A 20,101-nucleotide genomic window follows, 5' to 3' on the forward strand; every position below is an offset into this window, starting at 1 on the left:
ATAAAAATAAAATTTTATGTAAAATTACTTATTCTAAAATTTTCAAGAAAATATTGATATAATATCTCAAGAGTAAACACAGCATTAAAAAATAATTATATATTTTCCATTTCTTTTAATTTTATTTTCGCGTTTTCTATAACACTGTTTGGTAATCCAGATAATGAAGCAACTGATATACCATAACTTTTTTTTGATGTACCATTTTTAATTTTATACAAAAAAGCAATATGCGTATTACTTTCAATAGCAGTAAAATGAAAATTTTTTACACATTTTTCTATTAATTCTAATTTTGTTAATTCAAAAAAATGTGTAGATAATAATGTCATAGATTTATTTTTATTTATCAAATATCTAGAACATGACCAAGCTAAAGACAATCCCTCATTAGTTGATGTGCCTCGTCCTAATTCATCAATTAAAACTAAACTATTAGATGTTGCATTATGAAGAATATTAGATATTTCAGTCATTTCCATCATAAATGTTGAACATCCATTACTTAAATCATCTGCAGAACCAATTCTTGTAAAAATCTTATCAATGGAACCAATTGAAGCATATCTAGCAGGAACAAAACTACCGATCCAAGCCATTATTATAATAAGAGCAATTTGACGTATATAAGTGCTTTTTCCACCCATATTTGGACCTGTGATAATAAGCATTCTTTGCTTTTTCGATAAAATAATAGAATTACTGATAAATGGTGTCTTTAAAACACATTCAACAACTGGATGGCGACTATCTAATAAAGAAATACCATATTTCTTGCTCATAATAGGACATACATATTTTAATGATATAGAACGTTCAGATAAATTTACTAATACATCTAATTCTGATAATGCTAATGCACTATCTTGTAATTTTTCTAAAAAAGGTTCTATAATATCAAAAATTTCTGCATATAATTTTTTTTCTAGAGATAAAGATTGAATTTCTGCATTTGAAACTTTTTGTTCATACTCTTTTAGTATAGGAATAGTATAACGTTCTGCATTTTTTAATGTTTGTATTCTGATATAATGCTGCGGAACTAAATGAATATGACGTTTACTTACTTGGATGTAATAACCAATAATTTTATTAAATCGAATCTTAAATGATTCAATCATTAATTTTCTTTTTTCTTTTTCTTCAAAAGCTTTGATATATTGTTTAGAATTTATTTTAATAGATCTTAATTCATCTAATTGAGCATTATATAATGAAGCTATTACATTTCCATCACGAATTGATGAAGATGGTTTTAAACTAATTGCTTTTTTTAACAAAAATAAAATATCTTTGAAATATCTAATAGAAAGACGTATTTTTTGTATATGTTTTGATTTTATTTTTTTTAGTATTAAATGTAAATCAGGTAATATTTCTAATGTAGAACGCATTCGTATAAAATCATGAGGCGAAGCAGTACGCAAAGATATACGAGAATAAATTCTTTCTAAATCATTAACTTGACGAAGAATAGGTTGTATTTCTTTGTAAAAAAGTTGTAAAATCTTAACACTTTCATGACGATTTCTAACGATATTAAAATTTTTTAAAGGAGAATTTAACCAACGATTTAACATTCTACTACCCATAGATGTAACTGTTTTATTTAATATTGAAGATAAAGTATTTTTTTTTTCTCCTGAAATATTTTGAGTAATTTCTAAACTTTTACGTGTACTGAAATTCATAAAAATATTATCTTCCATATAATTATATTTTAAATAACGAATATTTGGTAAAACGCTCATATGCATCAATTTAACGTATTGAAGTAAACAACCAGCTGCACGGATTATAAAATTATTTTTTTCTATACCAAACCCACTTAAACTATAAGTCTTAAATTGCAAATTAAGCAACTTATATGATGTTTCTAAATCAAACTCTAATAATGAACGTTTACGAATACATTTTCTATTTTCAATTAAAAAAATATCTAAAAAATTTTCTGGATAGAGTATTTCTTTCGGATTTGTACGTTCGATTTCTGAAAGTAAATCACTAGTATTAAAAATCTTAGATACACCAAAAAAACCTAAAGAAACATCTAATATAGAATATGCAAATTCATTGTCTTCTTTCCAAATAGCGGCTATAAAATTATCTTCATTTTCTTCAAGAAATGCTTCATCTGTAATAGTTCCAGGAGTAATAACACGAACTATCTTACGAGAAATTAATTTATTTTTATGATAAGCTTCCTTTTCTTGATCACAGATTGCAATAGATTCACCTAATTTTACTAGTTTTGACAAATAATATTGTGATTTATCGCATGGAATTCCAGCCATTGGTATAATCTTATTCTTTGAATACCCTTTTTTTGTTAAAGTAATTTTTAATAATTGAGAAATACGTTCAGCATCTTTATAGAATAACTCATAAAAATCACCCATTTGATAAAAAAGTAACATGTCAGGATACTGTGATTTTAAAGATAAATACTGTTTTATCATCGGAGTATGATTATTAATATCAATAGTTATTTTTTTTTTCATAATATAAAATCTATCTTTCTCCATTTATATATTCAAAAACATGAAAAATTATACTAATAGTATTTTACGCTTATATATTATATTATGTTAAAGATCACTTTTATTCTTTAAAAAAACAGATAAATAAATTAGGTGATCAAAATGAAAAAAATATTAATTATTTTATGGATCCTTCTCTTTTCTTTTAATGTTTTTGCTTGTGAATTTAAAAACGGAAAAGAATATACTACAAAAAATAAGATTATAACTGATGTCCCTAACATAATCGATTTTTTTTCATTTTTTTGTCCATACTGTTATGAATTTGAAAAAACACATAATATAAGATATTTAATTAAAAATAATGTAAAAAAAAACATAAATATTCAAATATATCATGTGAATTTTTTAGGAGGAACATTAAGTTCTACATTAACAAAATCCTGGATAATAGCACAAAAAATGGGCATCGAAAAAAAAATTATTCTACCTATTTTCGAAGGAATTCAAAAAACTCATACAATTCATAATCTAAAGAATATAAAAAAAATATTTGAAAAAGAAGCAGGAGTGAACGAAAGTACATTTAATAATTTTTGGAACAGCTTAACACTTAAAATATTAGTTCAAAAACAAAAAAAAGACATCAAAAAATCTAATTTAAAACATATTCCAAGCATGCTAATTAACGGAAAATACATAATTGATTATTCAACAATAGAAGAAATATTTAAAGATAGTTTTTCTCAAAAATATATTCAACTCATTCAATTTTTACTAAACAAAAAATAATATTTTTTATTAATATCAAAATATATAATTTTTTCATTTTTTTATATTTATCCATTTTATTTTATCAAAAACAACATTTTGATGTAATAAACATATATTAAAGAGAAAATATGAATCAAAAAAAAAATGAACCTGTTATTATAATCGATGGAAGTTTATATTTATATTCATCTTATTATGGATTTCCCCACTTTGAAAACGCTTTAGGAGAACCATTTGGAGCGATATATGGTATGTTAAAAATGATAGATAATATTTTGAAAAAATATCCAAATTCAAAAAAATTTGTCATTATATTTGATTCCTCTAAAAAAACATTTAGAAATAAACTATTTAAAGAATATAAGAAAAATAGATCACCTATGCCCAATTCACTATATATTCAAATTCAACCTCTTTTTGAAATATTAAAAAAAATTGGCATTAAAATATTAACTATACCAGGAATAGAAGCAGATGATATTATTGGTAGTTTAGCTTTTCAATTAGAAGAAACAGGAAATAAGATATTAATTATAAGTCATGATAAAGATATGCTCCAACTTGTAACAAAAAATATTAACATATTTAATAAAAAAAATAATTGTATTATTACACCAGAATCAATAAAAAAAAAATATGGTATTAAACCTAAAGAATTCATTGACTTTTTGGCTTTAATGGGAGATGTTTCTGATAATATTCCAGGAGTTCCTAAAATAGGAACTAAAACTGCATTGTCTTTACTAAATAAGTTTTCTAATATTAGAAATATTTACAATAATATTGAAAAAATAAAATTTTTACCATTTCGAAATGCTAAGAATATTGCAATTCAACTAAAAAATAATAAAGACATAGCTTTTCTTTCATATAAATTAGCAGCAATAAAATTAGACATTCCAATCAATATAACTTCAAAAGAAATGATTTTAAATAAATATTGTTCTAAAAATACATTTCAAATTTTTAAAAGTCATATTTTTAAATCATAAGTATATAAAAAATTTTTATGGAATTATATTAATAATATTTTATTTATTATCTAGACATCATTATTTATTTAAAATAATATACTTATTATACCAATTGCTTAGAATAGATCTCAATTTTTTAATACCAATTTTTTTATGAGATGAAAATAGCAAAATTTCAAAAGAATCTAGTAGAAAATTTAATTTCTTCCGAACTATATTAAATTGAATATTTTGTTGACTTATTGTCATTTTTTCACATTTAGTTAGCAATATTAAAATAGAAACTTTTTTATCAAAAGCTATATTAATTATTTTTTGATCAAGTTTTTTTAATGGATATCTAATATCCATTAGAAAAACAAAACCTTTTACTTGATTTCTTTTCTCCAAATAATCATATAACATTTTTTGCCATTTTTTTCTAATTAAAAAAGGCGCTTTTGCATAACCATATCCAGGAAGATCAGCTATTCTTAAACCCGAAACTACTTCAAAAAAATTAATTAATTGAGTTCTTCCCGGAGTTTTACTGAAATGAGCTAATTTTTTTTGATTAGTTAATGTATTAATAGCACTAGATTTTCCTGAATTAGAATAACCAACAAATGCAATTTCAATACCGTCTTGAATTTCTATATCAGTTGTTTTTGAATAGCTTTTTAAAAAACTTGTTTTATTATAATCTAATATGTTCAAAATTTACTCCTTTTTATGATATTCATAAAGAATTGTCTAAATAAAAATTTTATTATTTTTATATAAAAGAAAATATTTTTTACACATATTCATAAAAGTTAGCATATCAATACTATTCCTCAATAATAAATCTCGTCTTATAATTCTATCTCAAACCAATCTGTAATACATCTCTATTATTACTATTTTTAAAAGGAAAAAAAATGCATCACAATATAAGAAATATTGCCATTATAGCACATGTTGATCATGGAAAAACTACATTACTTGATAAACTATTACAACAATCAGGAACATTTCAAGAGCATGAAGAAAAAACTGAAAGAATTATGGATTCTAATGATTTAGAAAAAGAAAGAGGTATTACAATTTTATCTAAAAATACTTCTATAAAATGGAAAAATTATAAAATAAATATAGTAGATACTCCTGGACATGCTGATTTTGGTGGTGAAGTAGAACGTGTAATGTCTATGGTAGACTCAGTTCTTCTAGTCGTAGATGCTTTAGATGGACCAATGCCACAAACAAGATTTGTTACTCAAAAAGCATTTAAACATGGTCTAAACCCTATAGTAGTTATCAATAAAATTGATAGAATTAATTCTCGTCCTGACTGGGTAGTAGATCAAGTTTTTGATCTTTTTGTTAATCTTGATGCAAATGATCAGCAACTTGATTTTCCTATTATCTATACATCTGCTATTCTTGGAACTTCAGGAACAGATTATCTAAAGATGGAAAATAATATGATTCCATTATATGAATCTATCATTAGATATGCTCCTGCTCCTAATGTGAATCCTGATCAAAAATTTCAAATGCAAGTCTCACAACTTGATTATAATAATTATTTAGGAGTTATAGGAGTTGGTCGAATTAAACAAGGATCAATAAAACCTAATGATACAGTAACTGTTATCGATAGCTCCGGAAAAAATCGAAATGGAAAAATTAATAAAGTTTTAAATTATTTTGGATTAAAAAGAATAGAAATCGATCAAGGTAATGCTGGAGATATAATTGCTATTACAGGTCTCAATAAATTAAAAATTTCTGATACAATTTGTCATCCAGATAATTTACAATCTCTACCGGCATTAAGTATAGACGAACCAACAGTAAATATGTTTTTCTCAGTAAATACTTCACCTTTTTCAGGAAAAGAAGGAAAACATATTACATCTCGTCAAATTTTAGAACGATTAAAAAAAGAAACTGTACATAATGTTGCATTACAAATAAAAGAAACTAAAGACGCAAATATTTTTTCTGTCTCTGGGCGAGGGGAATTACATTTATCTATATTGATTGAAAATATGCGTCGTGAAGGATTTGAGCTACAAGTATCTCGTCCTAAAATCATTTTTCGCGAGATTGATAGAATTAAAAAAGAACCATTTGAAAATGTAACTTTAGATATTGAAGAGAAGAATCAAGGAAGTGTTATGCAGTTTATAGGAACAAGAAAAGGTGAATTAAAAAATATGATTATGGATTCAAAAGGAAGAGTACGGCTTGAATATATATTGTCCAGTAGAGCACTAATTGGTTTTCGTGGAGAATTCATGAGTATAACTTCTGGAACAGGACTCTGTTATTCATCTTTTAGTCACTATGATTATCTTCAAAATAATAATATTGGACAAAGAAAAAATGGAGTTTTAATATCTAATAGCACAGGTATGGCAGTGGGTTTTTCTTTATTTAATTTGCAAGAAAGAGGAAAGTTATTTATAGGACATGGTGCTCAAGTCTATGAAGGACAAATAATAGGATTACATAATCGTTCTAATGATTTGACAGTTAACTGCTTGACTGGGAAAAAATTAACTAATATGAGAGCTTCTGGAACAGATGAAGCAATAGTTTTAACGACTCCTATTAATTTAACGTTAGAAGAAGCAATAGGATTTATTAATGATGATGAACTTGTAGAAGTTACACCTCATTCCATACGATTACGCAAATTTTATTTGAAAGAAAATGAAAGAAAAAAAGCTCAACGAAATCAAAATATAAATTAAAAAAGTAAAAATATTTAATATTGTCTTTTTAATTATATAATTCTATTTATTCAATAGAATTATATAAAAATATTTGCAGGAATTATTTAATAGTTTTCTCTAATTAACGTTTTAATAAATTCGAAATTAATAAGTTGTATTTATTCTTTTGATGAAATAAACATAGATGTTCCGCAGTAATAATTGTTTTTAAATCATTTACTGCTTGTTTGAAATCGTCATTAATAATCAAATAGTCATATTCTGAATAATGTTTCATTTCATCTACTGCTTTTTCCATCCTGTTTGCAATTACTATATCACTATCTTGACCTCTTTCTCTTAATCTTTTATACAATGTATCTTTAGAAGGAGGCAGTAAAAAAATACTTTTTGATTCTGGCATTTTATATTTAATTTGTTTAGCTCCTTGCCAATCAATATCAAGGAAAACATCAATTCCAGAAAACAACATTCGTTCAATAGATTGACGCGAAGTGCCATAATAGTTACTAAAAACTTTTGCATATTCTAAAAAAGATTCCTGTTTAATCATAATTTGAAATTCTTTTTTTGATACAAAATGATAATGTTTCCCATGCAATTCACCTGGTCGTATAATTCGAGTAGTATAAGAAACAGATACTTGAATATTACACAAATTTTTTGACTGTAACAATCCTTGAATTAAACTTGATTTTCCTGTTCCGCTCGGAGCTGAAATAATAAAAAGAATACCTTGAGACATGATATTTTTAAAATATAGTTTCGCCTGAAATTTTATAAAAAAAAATATTTTTTCTTAATGAAATAAAAAACAAATATTGTGTTTTTCAAAAGATAAAATATATAAATAAAAAAATAATTTCTATATAACTACCCTTTTTTTATTAAAAAAATATTTTTAAATCCATATACTCTAAATAAATTCTTTACGTCTACAGATTTTCGTAAAACTACTTGTATATAAATCTCTTCAAATTTAACATGAACTATAGATAATAAAAAACCAATTTTACACCATTTATCATGTATCTGAGTTTCGATAAATGAACCTATTTTTGGTAAAATATTCCCTTTGCTTATTAAAAAACATAGAAAATGTTTATTTATTTTTTTAAAAAATATTCGTGCTATTGTTTCTTGTCCATAATAACATCCTTTTTTAAAACTTATAGCTTTAAGCTTATCTAAATTAATTGCTTGTGGTGTAAATTTTTTAGAACATATTTCATCAATAATAGGAAATCCTGCTTCAATATCTAATAATAACCATTGTTTACTATTATTAAAGAATATATTTTTATTTATTTTTCTTTTTAAAATTAAAAAGTCAGACAAAGACAAAACTAATAAAAAACGTTCTGACGGTTCTCCATACCACAGTATAGTTTTATTACTTTCATGAATTACTGAGCAATTTTTATCTGGTATTTTAATGAAAAAATTTAATAAAAATGATCTAACGTTTAACCCTGCAAATCCTATTAAACAAACATCGCTTAATTCATGTATTTTTATTTTTGAAAAAACAGAATACTTTTGAATTTCTTTCACTTGAATTTTGCTAATACTTTTTCGTTGAATATAACCATAACCTTTTTCATAATGAAATAAATGCATAGTACTTGAAACTTTACCATTAAAATCACAATGTGCGCAAAGTGTGTGATGAGTCTTAGGTAATAAATTCATATCAATAGTTAATTGACTTTGAAGATATTTTTTACTATCTAAACCTTCTACATAAGTTAAAGACCATTCTTCAAGAACTATCATTGTTAATGATAATTCATCTGAAGGATAAACAAGATTTTGTAACAATAGAAATGATGACATTATTTTTATTTCCTAAAACACACTTAATATAAAGTATATAAAATTAAAATAAATGTATCTATTTAATTAAATAGATATAATAAAAAATACAATTTTTACATATTTTAAAAGAATATATTAAAAAAAGTTAAAAATTTTTCAATACAAATTAAATTAATAGAAGAACTATAAAACTATGTCAGAAACAAATATGATAACCAATCAAATTAAAACTTTTAAAAAACGCATAAAAGACCTCAAGAGGTATCTTTGACTATAACAAAAAAGAATCTCGTATTTCAGAAATTAATTTAGAATTATCACTACCTGAAACATGGAAAAATCAAATATCTATAAAAAAACTTAATAAAGAAAAATATTTATCAAGTTCTGTAGTTCAAAAGATTAATGAAATAGAAGAAAATATTAAAGAGGTAACTATTTTTTTAGAATTAGCAGTAGAAACAGAAGATGAAAGTGTATTAAAAGAATCTTTCATAGAAACACAAAAAATAGAAAAAAAAATTAAAAAACTTGAGTTTTATCGTATGTTTTCAAAAAAAAATGACCACTGCAATTGTTATATGGATATACAATCTGGTTCAGGAGGTACAGAAGCACAAGATTGGGCTAAAATGTTACTTAGAATGTATTTAAGATGGGCTGATAAAAAAGGATTTCAAACAGAAATTATTCACGAATCTATTGGAGAAATAGTGGGTATCAAATCTTCTACTATTAAAGTAAATGGAGAATATGCATTCGGATGGCTAAGAACAGAAACAGGAATACATCGTTTGATTAGAAAAAGTCCTTTCGACTCTGGGAATCGACGCCATACTTCTTTTGGTTCAATTTTTATATATCCAGATATAGATGAAAAAATTAACATAAACATAAATTCTTCTGATCTTAGAATTGATGTTTATAGAGCATCTGGAGCTGGAGGACAACATGTAAATAGAACAGAATCAGCCGTACGTATTACTCACTTACCTACAAGTATTGTCACCCAGTGTCAAAATAATCGTTCTCAACATAAAAATAAAGAACAAGCAATGAAGCAAATGAAATTAAAACTATATGAAATGGAAATAAGAAAAAAACAAAAAGTGAAGCAAAAAATAGAAAAAAATAAATCAAATATAACCTGGGGTAATCAAATACGATCATATGTATTAGATAACTCAAAAATTAAAGATCTTCGTACTGGTATTGAAAAAAATCACATTCAATCTGTTTTAGACGGTGATTTAGATGATTTTATTGAACAAAGTTTAATAATTGGATTATAAGGAAAAAAAATGTCAGAAGTAAAAAATAATGATTATCATAAAAATGTTTGTAATAACGAAATAACAAGAAGACAAAAAAAACTGATTGATATGAAAAAAAGAGGGTTTTCTTTTCCAAACAATTTTATAAAAAATACTACTTCAAAAAAAATTCATCAAAAATATCAAATAAAAGATGCTAAAGCACTTAAAGTATTAAAAATTGAAGTTTCTATTTCTGGTCGTATGATGCAAAGACGTGTTATGGGAAAAGCTTCTTTTTTTACACTACAAGATATGGAAGGAAAAATACAAATTTATATAAATGAAAAAGAAATATCACCTGATTTTTATAATACTTATTTTAAAAAATGGGATATTGGAGATATTTTAGGTGTAACTGGGACATTATTTAAAACTAAAACAGGGGAACTATCTGTTTATTGTCAACATATAGAAATACTCAATAAATCATTGAAACCGTTTCCAGATAAGTTTCATGGTTTATCTAATCAAGAAATACGATATCGACAAAGATATCTCGATTTGATTAGTAATAATAAATTATACAATCTTTTTAAAAAACGCTCTGATATTATTATGGCAATTCGTAATTTTATGACAGAAAATGGTTTTTTAGAAGTAGAAACTCCGATGTTGCAAAGTATTCCTGGAGGAGCAAATGCTAAACCTTTTATTACTTATCATAATGAAATAAACGCTAAAATGTATTTAAGAATAGCTCCTGAATTATATTTAAAAAAATTAATCATTGGTGGTTTCGAACGTATTTTTGAACTGAATAGAAATTTTCGTAATGAAGGGGTGTCAGCTCGACATAATCCAGAATTTACTATGATGGAAGCATATATTGCATATTCTAACTATGAAGATATGATGACATTAATAGAAAATCTTTTTAAGAAGATTACAGAATCAATTTTCAAAAATAATAAAATTATATTTAATAAAAATAATTTTAATTTTAGCAAACCATTTCGTAGATTGACTATGAAAAATTCTATTCTTCAATTTAATCCGACAATTACATTGTCGGATTTAGATGATTTTAAATCAATAAAAGAATTTGCAAAATCAATAAATATTAAAGTAGAAAAACAATGGGGAAAGGGTCAAATAGAAAATGAAATTTTCGAAAAAACAGTAGAAAAAAAATTAATTCAGCCAACTTTTATTACGCAATATCCAGTAGAAGTTTCTCCTTTAGCAAGACGCAATGATATTGATCCAGATACAACAGATAGATTCGAGCTTTTTATTGGTGGATATGAAATAGGAAATGGATTTTCAGAACTAAATGATGTAGAAGATCAAAAAACACGTTTTTTAAATCAAATTAAACAAGCAAATAAAGAAAATAATAAAAATATATTTTATGATCAAGATTATATAGAAGCCTTAGAATATGGTTTACCACCAACGTCAGGATTAGGAATTGGAATAGATCGTTTGATTATGATATTAACAGATCAAATTAGTATTCGTGATGTAATTTTGTTTCCAACACTTCGTTCCTTTAATAAATAATTTTATAAATTTAAAATTTGTCTTTTAAGAGATAAAAAAATTTTCACAAAAATTCAAAGAGATATAAAATGCCACAACTACTGAATGATACTAAAAATAATCTTAATATAAAAACAATTAAAAATTTAATAAAAAAATATGAACCTCCATTTTGGGTCTATGATTCTGATATTATCTATAAAAAAATTCAATTATTAAAAAAATTTGATATTATTAGATTTGCTCAAAAATCTTGTTCAAACATTAATATATTGCGTCTCATGAGAAATAAAAATGTAAAAATAGACGCTGTTTCATTAGGTGAAATTGAAAGAGCTTTATTATCTGGGTTCAAAGGAAATACAAATGAAATAATATTTACTGCGGACATTTTAGATAAAGAAACCTTATCTAAAGTAGTTGATTATAAAATACCAGTAAATGCTGGATCCTTAGATATGTTAAAACAATTAGGCAAAGTTTCGCCGGGCCATCATGTTTGGTTAAGAATTAATCCAAGATTTGGATATGGACATAGTAAAAAAACTAATACTGGAGGGGAAAATAGCAAACATGGGATTTGGGAACCTAAAGAAGCAATACCAATTATAAAAAAATATGCATTAAAATTAATAGGTTTACATATGCATATAGGTTCAGGAGTAGATTATTTACATTTAAAAAAAGTTTGTCAATCTATGATTAAATACGTTTTTCAATTAAATCAAAACATATCATCTGTTTCTGTTGGTGGAGGATTACCTATACCTTATAAATTTGATGATCAACCGATTGATATAAAAAAATACTTTATGTTGTGGGATATAGCAAGAAATCAAATATCCGAATTTTTAGGAAAAAAAGTTGAATTAGAAATTGAACCAGGAAGATTTTTAGTTGCAGAATCAGGTATTTTAATTTCAAGAGTATGGGCTACAAAAAAAATGGGTAATAAAAATTTCGTTTTAGTAGATGTTGGATTCAATGATCTAATGAGACCAACTATGTATGGTAGTTACCATCATATTTCTGTTATTCCTGGAGATGATAGAAACATTAACGAAACAGAAACAATTGATACTGTTGTAGCGGGTCCTTTATGTGAATCAGGAGATATTTTTACACAAAAAGAAGGTGGAACTGTTCAAACTAGAAAATTACCCTTTATAAAAATAGGAGACTATGTAATTTTTCATGATACAGGAGCTTATGGTGCTGCAATGTCATCTAATTATAATACTAGACCACTCATTCCAGAAATATTACTGAAAAATAATGATTCTATTGTTATTCGTAGACGTCAGACAATTGAAGAAATATTAAATTTAGAAAAATAATATTTTTTTTTGATAAAAGGATATCATCGAAATAAATGTACATCTTTTTCCCTAAATTAAATCCTATAATTTTTACTATTGGTCCTATTTCTGCTCATTGGTATGGGTTTATGTATATTGTTAGTTTTTTATTCGCAATGTGGTATGGAAAAAAACGCAGTATTAAAAATAAAGAAAAGTGGTATAAAAAGAAAGTAGAAACACTCCTATACGCTATTTTTTTAGGTTCTTGCATTGGGGGAAGAATAGGATATATTATATTTTATAATTTTACATATTTTTCTCAGAATATATGGTGTGTATTTCATATATGGGAAGGAGGAATGTCATTTCATGGAGGATTAATAGGTGCTATAATTGTAATGTTATATTTTTCTTTTAAATACAAAAAAAAAATATTAGAAATATCTGATTTCATTACTCCATTAATACCTTTTGGTTTAGGTGCTGGAAGATTAGGTAATTTTATTAATAGTGAATTATGGGGTCGTGTATCACCAAATTTTTCATATGCGATGATTTTCCCAAATTCTCAATATCAAGATTTAGAAACAATAAAAAAATATCCTCAATTAAAACCATTATTAGATAAATATGGAGCATTACCACGTCATCCTTCTCAATTATACGAATTTTTTTTAGAAGGCATTATTTTATTTTTTATAATTTATTTTTTCTCAAAAAAAAATAGACCATTAGGTAGTGTTAGCGGTTTATTTTTAATTTGTTATGGAATATTTAGAGTATTGATAGAATTTTTTAGGGAGCCAGATCCTCAAATAGGATTATTTAAGAATGTGATTACTATGGGACAAATACTATCATTTCCAATGATTATTGTAGGATTAATTATCATGTATCAATCTTTCTATAAAAATAGATCGTGAGGAATCATGAAACAATATATAAAATTGATTAAAACAATTATTAAGATTGGAAATAAAAAGACAGATCGTACAGGAACAGGTACTCTATCTATTTTTGGTTATAATATGAAGTTTAATTTAAAAATAGGTTTTCCACTTTTGACAACAAAAAAATGTCATATTCCATCTATTGTTCACGAACTTCTATGGTTTTTAAAAGGAGATACTAATATTGATTATCTTAATAAAAATAAAATATCAATTTGGAATAATTGGGCAGATCAATCTGGAGATGTTGGGCCAATATATGGAAAACAATGGAGAAGTTGGAATGCACCCGGAGGCAATAAAATTGATCAGATAAAAAATGTATTGACACAATTAAAAAATAATCCTAATTCACGTAGAATATTAGTTTCTAGTTGGAATGTTGGAGAAATAGATAAAATGAAGTTGCCTCCTTGTCATGTCCTTTTTCAATTTTATGTTTTTAATAACACATTAAGTTGTCAATTATATCAACGTTCTTGTGATGTGTTTCTTGGTCTACCTTTTAATATAGCTAGTTATTCATTATTAATACATATGATAGCACAACAATGTAACTTAAAAGTTGGAGAATTTTTATGGACAGGAGGTGATGTTCATTTATACAACGATCATATTGAATTAGCAAAAAAACAGATACTTAGAACACCACGAAAACTTCCAAAATTAATCATTCTCAAAAAACCTCAATCATTGTTTCAATATTCTCTTCAAGATTTTAAAATCATTGAATATTATCCTCATCCTTCTATTAAAGGGAAAATATCTGTATAAAAAATTTATATTGAAAATAATATCTTGAAAAATCAATCGGATTAATTGTTAAATACATGAAATATATATATATAAAAACTTGGGGTTGTCAAATGAATGAATACGATTCATCTATGATAATTACCTTGTTGCAAAAAAAAAATAAATACGTGCTTACTGAATCAGCAAATAACGCTGATATCTTAATATTGAATACTTGTTCTATAAGAGAAAAAGCTCAAGAAAAAGTCTTTCATCAGCTTGGAAGATGGAAAAAAATAAAAAATAAAAACCCAAAAGTTATTATTGCTGTAGGAGGTTGTGTAGCAACTCAAGAAGGCCAAGAAATTTTTAAAAGAGCAAATTATGTCGATATCATATTTGGAACTCAAACTTTACATAGACTACCAAAAATGATTTCTGAAGTAGAAAAAAAAAATAAATTATCTATTGATATCAGCTTTCCTAAATTAGAAAAATTTCAATATGCTTTAGAACCTAAAAAAACAGGATATACAGCAGATATTTCTATTATGGAGGGATGCAATAAATACTGCTCGTTTTGTGTAGTACCATATACAAGAGGAAGTGAAATCAGTCGTCCATGTGATGAGGTTTTATTTGAAATATCAGTTTTAGCAAAACAAGGAGTAAGAGAAATTAATTTATTAGGACAAAATGTTAATGCATATCAGGGCCCAACTTTTAATGGGAAAATTTGTTATTTTTCAGAATTAATAAGATTAGTCGCAGAAATAGATGGTATTGATAGAATCCGTTTTATTACTAGCAACCCACTAGAATTTACGGATGACATTATCGAAGTATATCAAGACACACCAAAACTAGTTAGTTTTTTGCACCTTCCTGTACAAAGTGGTTCCAATAGAATCCTCAATTTAATGAAGCGTTCATATACAATCGAAGATTATGAATCTATTGTTAAAAAATTAATCATTGCTAGACCTAATATTCAAATTAGTTCTGATTTTATTGTAGGTTTTCCTGGGGAGTCTGAAATAGACTTTCAAAAAACTATGAACTTTATAAAAAATATTAACTTTGATATGAGTTTTAGTTTCATATATTCTAATCGACCTGGGACACCATCTTCTAAAATGAAAGATGATGTTGATATGAAAGAAAAAAAAAGACGTTTATATCTTTTGCAAGATCGTATAAATGTACAAACACTATTGTGGAGTAGAAAAATGTTTGGAAGCATACAGTCTATTTTAGTAGAAGGTGTGTCTGATAAAAATATTATGAACTTATACGGGCGAACGGAAAACAATAGAATTGTTACTTTTCAAGGTTCATCTAAAATGATTGGTCAATTTGTTAACGTAAAAATTAAACAAGTACATACACACTCACTAAAAGGTGAATTATTGTAAAAATAATTTAATCAAGATCTATGAAAAATATTATTTTAAATCTGCAACATTGTTGTCAGAAAAGTGAAAACATACCAAAAAAATTATATTTTAAAAAATGGATAAAAAAAGTTTTATATAAAAAAAAAACATTAATATAATCACGATACGAATCGTAGATGAATTAGAGATTAAAAAATTGAATTTTACTTATAGAAAAAAAAATAAACCTACAAATATTTTATCATTTCCTTACAATCAATTTATTAAAGGCAATTATAAATTATTAGGAGATTTAGTATTATGTAAGAATATAATAGAAAAAGAATCTTTAAAATATGAAAAATTATTAGAATCACACTGGGCCCATATAACAATACATGGAACACTACATTTATTAGGATATGATCATCAAAATAATCACGAAACAGATATTATGGAAAAAATTGAAAATAAAATCATGCTTTCTTTGAATTATAAGCAACCACACATTTTAAAAAATTATTAATCTTTTATAAAAAATATTTTAACTCAAGCATTTCTACAATAGAATAGTAGAACATATTTCAAAATAGACAATCTAATACTATGAGTAATAAGCATTTACAAAATTCTGATAAAATAAATAGAAAAGGTTTTTTTTCTGTTCTATTAAATCAAATTTTTCATGATGAACCTAAAAATAGAGAAGAACTATTAGTATTAATTCGAGATTCAGAACAAAATGAACTTATTGATCAAGATACCTGCGATATGCTAGAAGGAGTTATGCATATTGTCAAAAAAAGAATAAAAGAAATTATGATTCCAAGAACACAGATGGTAACATTAAAACTAAATTATAATTTAAATAAATGTCTTGATATTATCATTGAATCCGCACATTCACGTTTTCCAGTTATGAGTAGTGATAATAATTATGTTGAAGGATTTTTAATCGCTAAAGATTTATTACCATTTATGCAAAATTCAACAAACGTTTTTTTTATAAAAAATATATTACGACCTGCTGTCGTAGTTCCAGAAAGCAAATATGTAGATAGAATGTTAAAAGAATTTCGTTCAAAAAGAAATCACATGGCTATAGTAATCGATGAATTTGGAGCAGTTTCAGGTCTAGTTACTATAGAAGATATACTTGAATTAATAGTTGGAGAAATTGAAGATGAGTATGATGATGAAGAAACATTAAATATTAGAAAATTGCAAAAATGTACATTTTCTATCAGAGCACTTACAGAAATAAAAGAATTTAACGAAACTTTCAAAACTAATTTTAGTGATAAAGAAGTAGATACTATAGGAGGATTAGTTATGAAAGAATTCGGTCATTTACCAAGTCGTGGTGAAAGCATCAATATTGATGGATATTCTTTTAAAATTTCCATAGCAGACAGTAGAAAAGTTATACAAATACATGTAACAATACCAGAAAATAAAGTACCAGTTCTAATAAATACATAAAAAATTAATTTTTAAATTCAAATAAAAAAAATAAAATTATTTTTTAATTGATATTAAAAGTATTATATTTATTAAATATTTTTTCAGAGAAAAATATGGAACAAGAATATTTACCAAAAAAAATAGAATTATATGTACAAGAATATTGGAAAAAAAATAAAACTTTTGAAGTCAAAGAAGATTTAAAAAAAGAAAAATATTATTGTCTTCCTATGCTCCCATATCCTTCTGGAAAATTACATATGGGTCATGTTAGAAATTATACTATTAGCGATGTTATTGCACGATATCAAAGAATGATAGGTAAAAATGTTTTGCAACCGATGGGTTGGGATGCGTTTGGTTTACCTGCTGAAGAAGCGGCTATAAAAAATAATACAAGTCCACTTTCATGGACTGAGAAAAATATAAAATATATGAAAAAACAACTTCAATCGCTAGGTTTTAGTTATGATTGGAGCCGTGAAATAACTACGTGTAATGTAGAATATTATCGTTGGGAACAGTGGTTTTTTATTAAATTATATAAAAAAAAACTCGTTTATAAAAAAAATAGTTTAGTTAATTGGTGTTCTTATGATAAAACCGTTTTAGCAAATGAACAAGTCGTTGATGGTTGTTGTTGGAGATGCCAAAATCAGATAACAATAAAAAAAATTCCACAATGGTTTATTAAGATAAGACATTATGCCGAATCTTTATATCAAGATTTGAAAAAATTAACTCATTGGCCTGAAAATGTAAAAAATATGCAACGAAATTGGATTGGTCGAATAAAGGGATTTGAAATAAAATTAAATATTTTTAAAAGTTGTCAAAAAATAAAAGCATTTACGAATAGATTAGATCTTATAATGGGAGTCACATATATTTCAATATCTATTTGCCATAAGTTATCTCTTGGTTTATCTAAAAAAAATGAAGTTATTAAAAAATTTATAAAAAAATATCAATATATCTCACAAGAAGAACTAAAAACTGTTAAATATTTAGGAATTAATACAAATCTATTTGTTATTCATCCTATTACAGAAAAAAAAATACCCATTTGGATTTCAAATGTTACTCTAAAAGAATATGGTACAAATGCAGTTCTATCTATTCCTGGACATAATGAACACGATTGGAATTTTGCAGTCAAAAATAATCTTAAAATCAAATATGTTGTTCTAAATCCTAATTATAAAAAATATAATTCATATAGTTCTTTTATAGACATAAAAGGAACGTTATTTAATTCAAAAGAATTTAATGGATTAAATTTTAAAGACAGTAGTATAAGAATAAAAAATATATTGTTTCAAAAGAAAATATTAAAAGAAAAAATCAATTATAAATTACAAGACTGGTGTGTATCAAGACAGCGCTATTGGGGAGCCCCTATTCCAATGGCAACATTAAAAAATGGAAAAATATTATCAATACCAGAAGATAAAATACCTGTAGTTTTACCAACAATCGAAAAAAATATAGATTCATTTAAAAAGTCTATTAGTCCTGATTCTGATTGGGCTAAAATTTTTATCAACAATCAAAGTGCTATTAGAGAAACAGATACCTTTGACACTTTTATGGAATCATCTTGGTACTATGCAAGGTATACTTGTCCAAATTTTAATACAGGCATGATTGATTCGATAGCATCAAAATATTGGCTACCTGTAGATCAATATATTGGTGGAATAGAGCATGCAATTATGCATTTAATGTATTTTAGATTTTATCATAAATTACTGCGCGATTTTAAATTAGTCGATTCGGATGAACCTGTAAAAAATTTATTATGTCAGGGTATGGTTCTTTCTGAAGCTTTTTATGAAATTGATAAAAACTTACAACGTAATTGGATTCACTCGTCATCCGTCTTAATAAAACGCAATTCAAAAGGAGAAATTATTAAATCATACAATAAAAAAGGAAAAGAATTATTTTATGCAGGAATGATTAAAATGTCCAAATCAAAAAATAATGGAATTGAACCAGAATTAATGATCGAACGTTATGGAGCTGATACAATTCGTTTATTTATCATGTTTTCTGCTCCTGTAGAATCTTCATTAGAATGGAAAGAATCTGGTGTGAAAGGAGTACATCGTTTTTTAAAAAAACTTTGGAAAATAATATATAATTATATCAATATAAAAAATACGCATTATAAAATGAATTTTAATCTTTTAAATGATCAACAAAGTCATTTGCGTTACCAATTACATAAAACTATTGCCAAAGTTACTGACGATATAAGTCGTCGAAAAACATTTAATACTGCTATTTCTGCAATTATGGAATTAGTAAATGAATTAGCAAAAGCTCCAATACAAGAAGAACAAGATAAATCTATTATACGAGAATCTTTAATTTGTATAATTAAAATGCTCTACCCATTTACACCTCATTTTTGTTTTTCTGTTTGGAAATATTTTTATGAAAATAAAACCATTGATAATGAAAAATGGCCTATCTTTGAAGAAAATATTTTATTGAAAAAATATGATATCATTATTGCTCAAATTAACGGGAAAACACGGTGCACTATAAAAATACCTAATGACTTAAATAAAGAGGAAATAGTTTTAAAAATAAAAAGTGAGCCTGCAATAAAAAAATATTTAAAAAATGTTGATATAAAAAAAATAATATATATTCCTAAAAAAATAATAAATTTTGTAATATAAAATTAAAATATATTTTTAAAGATGTTACTATTG

Annotated in this window: 16 protein-coding genes; 12 read left to right on the forward strand and 4 right to left on the reverse strand. The window is 25.2% G+C overall.

Annotation, left to right across the window (positions count from 1 at the left end):
• Nucleotides 1–95 precede the first annotated feature (95 nt).
• Nucleotides 96–2,501, reverse strand: coding sequence for a DNA mismatch repair protein MutS (gene mutS, locus D9V72_RS02175; protein WP_158355102.1), 2,406 nt, complete (start codon nt 2,499–2,501; stop codon nt 96–98).
• Between the two features lie 141 nt (nt 2,502–2,642).
• On the opposite strand from mutS, the gene D9V72_RS02180 reads away from it, so the two are divergent.
• Nucleotides 2,643–3,272 (forward strand): DsbA family protein, encoded by a 630-nt coding sequence (locus D9V72_RS02180; protein WP_158355104.1) that lies wholly within the window; start codon nt 2,643–2,645, stop codon nt 3,270–3,272.
• Between the two features lie 110 nt (nt 3,273–3,382).
• Entirely contained in the window at nt 3,383–4,246 is an 864-nt protein-coding gene (locus D9V72_RS02185) for a 5'-3' exonuclease (RefSeq protein ID WP_158355106.1), read from the forward strand.
• A gap of 60 nt (nt 4,247–4,306) precedes the next feature.
• Here D9V72_RS02185 and yihA read toward each other — a convergent pair whose 3' ends face one another.
• Entirely contained in the window at nt 4,307–4,924 is a 618-nt protein-coding gene (yihA, locus tag D9V72_RS02190; protein WP_158355108.1) for a ribosome biogenesis GTP-binding protein YihA/YsxC, read from the reverse strand.
• Between the two features lie 203 nt (nt 4,925–5,127).
• Between yihA and typA the strand changes: the two genes are divergently transcribed.
• Nucleotides 5,128–6,951 (forward strand): translational GTPase TypA, encoded by a 1,824-nt coding sequence (typA, locus tag D9V72_RS02195; protein WP_158355110.1) that lies wholly within the window; start codon nt 5,128–5,130, stop codon nt 6,949–6,951.
• A gap of 103 nt (nt 6,952–7,054) precedes the next feature.
• Here typA and gmk read toward each other — a convergent pair whose 3' ends face one another.
• Together gmk and ygfZ are read right to left on the reverse strand one after the other, a co-directional pair.
• Entirely contained in the window at nt 7,055–7,678 is a 624-nt protein-coding gene (gene gmk, locus D9V72_RS02200; protein WP_158355112.1) for a guanylate kinase, read from the reverse strand.
• 128 nt (nt 7,679–7,806) lie between these two features.
• Nucleotides 7,807–8,769: a tRNA-modifying protein YgfZ gene (ygfZ, locus tag D9V72_RS02205; RefSeq protein ID WP_158355114.1), complete on the reverse strand. Its 963-nt coding sequence runs from the start codon at nt 8,767–8,769 to the stop codon at nt 7,807–7,809.
• A gap of 175 nt (nt 8,770–8,944) precedes the next feature.
• Between ygfZ and prfB the strand changes: the two genes are divergently transcribed.
• The 9 genes from prfB to leuS all read left to right on the forward strand — a co-directional run bounded on the left by prfB (nt 8,945) and on the right by leuS (nt 20,068).
• A protein-coding gene (gene prfB, locus D9V72_RS02210) for a peptide chain release factor 2 (protein ID WP_222836980.1) occupies nt 8,945–10,043 on the forward strand; the annotation gives its coding sequence in 2 pieces (ribosomal slippage) (nt 8,945–9,019 and nt 9,021–10,043; 1,098 coding nt in all).
• 9 nt (nt 10,044–10,052) lie between these two features.
• A complete protein-coding gene (gene lysS, locus D9V72_RS02215; protein ID WP_158355116.1) occupies nt 10,053–11,570 on the forward strand; it encodes a lysine--tRNA ligase in 1,518 nt (505 codons plus the stop codon).
• A 68-nt stretch (nt 11,571–11,638) separates the two neighbouring features.
• Nucleotides 11,639–12,886: a diaminopimelate decarboxylase gene (gene lysA / locus D9V72_RS02220; protein WP_158355118.1), complete on the forward strand. Its 1,248-nt coding sequence runs from the start codon at nt 11,639–11,641 to the stop codon at nt 12,884–12,886.
• A 35-nt stretch (nt 12,887–12,921) separates the two neighbouring features.
• Nucleotides 12,922–13,773: a prolipoprotein diacylglyceryl transferase gene (gene lgt / locus D9V72_RS02225; RefSeq protein ID WP_158355120.1), complete on the forward strand. Its 852-nt coding sequence runs from the start codon at nt 12,922–12,924 to the stop codon at nt 13,771–13,773.
• A gap of 6 nt (nt 13,774–13,779) precedes the next feature.
• A complete protein-coding gene (gene thyA, locus D9V72_RS02230) occupies nt 13,780–14,574 on the forward strand; it encodes a thymidylate synthase (protein ID WP_158355122.1) in 795 nt (264 codons plus the stop codon).
• A 56-nt stretch (nt 14,575–14,630) separates the two neighbouring features.
• Nucleotides 14,631–15,950, forward strand: a complete 1,320-nt coding sequence (gene miaB, locus D9V72_RS02235) for a tRNA (N6-isopentenyl adenosine(37)-C2)-methylthiotransferase MiaB (protein ID WP_158355124.1) — start codon at nt 14,631–14,633, stop codon at nt 15,948–15,950.
• Between the two features lie 178 nt (nt 15,951–16,128).
• Nucleotides 16,129–16,437, forward strand: a complete 309-nt coding sequence (gene ybeY, locus D9V72_RS02240) for an rRNA maturation RNase YbeY (RefSeq protein WP_261979218.1) — start codon at nt 16,129–16,131, stop codon at nt 16,435–16,437.
• An 80-nt stretch (nt 16,438–16,517) separates the two neighbouring features.
• Nucleotides 16,518–17,393 carry a CNNM family magnesium/cobalt transport protein CorC gene (gene corC / locus D9V72_RS02245; RefSeq protein ID WP_158355128.1) on the forward strand — a complete coding sequence of 292 codons (876 nt, stop codon included), beginning with the start codon at nt 16,518–16,520 and terminating at the stop codon, nt 17,391–17,393.
• A 95-nt stretch (nt 17,394–17,488) separates the two neighbouring features.
• On the forward strand, nt 17,489–20,068 hold the full coding sequence (gene leuS / locus D9V72_RS02250) for a leucine--tRNA ligase (protein WP_158355130.1): 2,580 nt from the start codon (nt 17,489–17,491) through the stop codon (nt 20,066–20,068).
• Nucleotides 20,069–20,101 lie beyond the last annotated feature (33 nt).

The organism is Buchnera aphidicola (Macrosiphum gaurae), assembly GCF_005080965.1.
Taxonomy (GTDB): domain Bacteria; phylum Pseudomonadota; class Gammaproteobacteria; order Enterobacterales; family Enterobacteriaceae; genus Buchnera; species Buchnera aphidicola_S.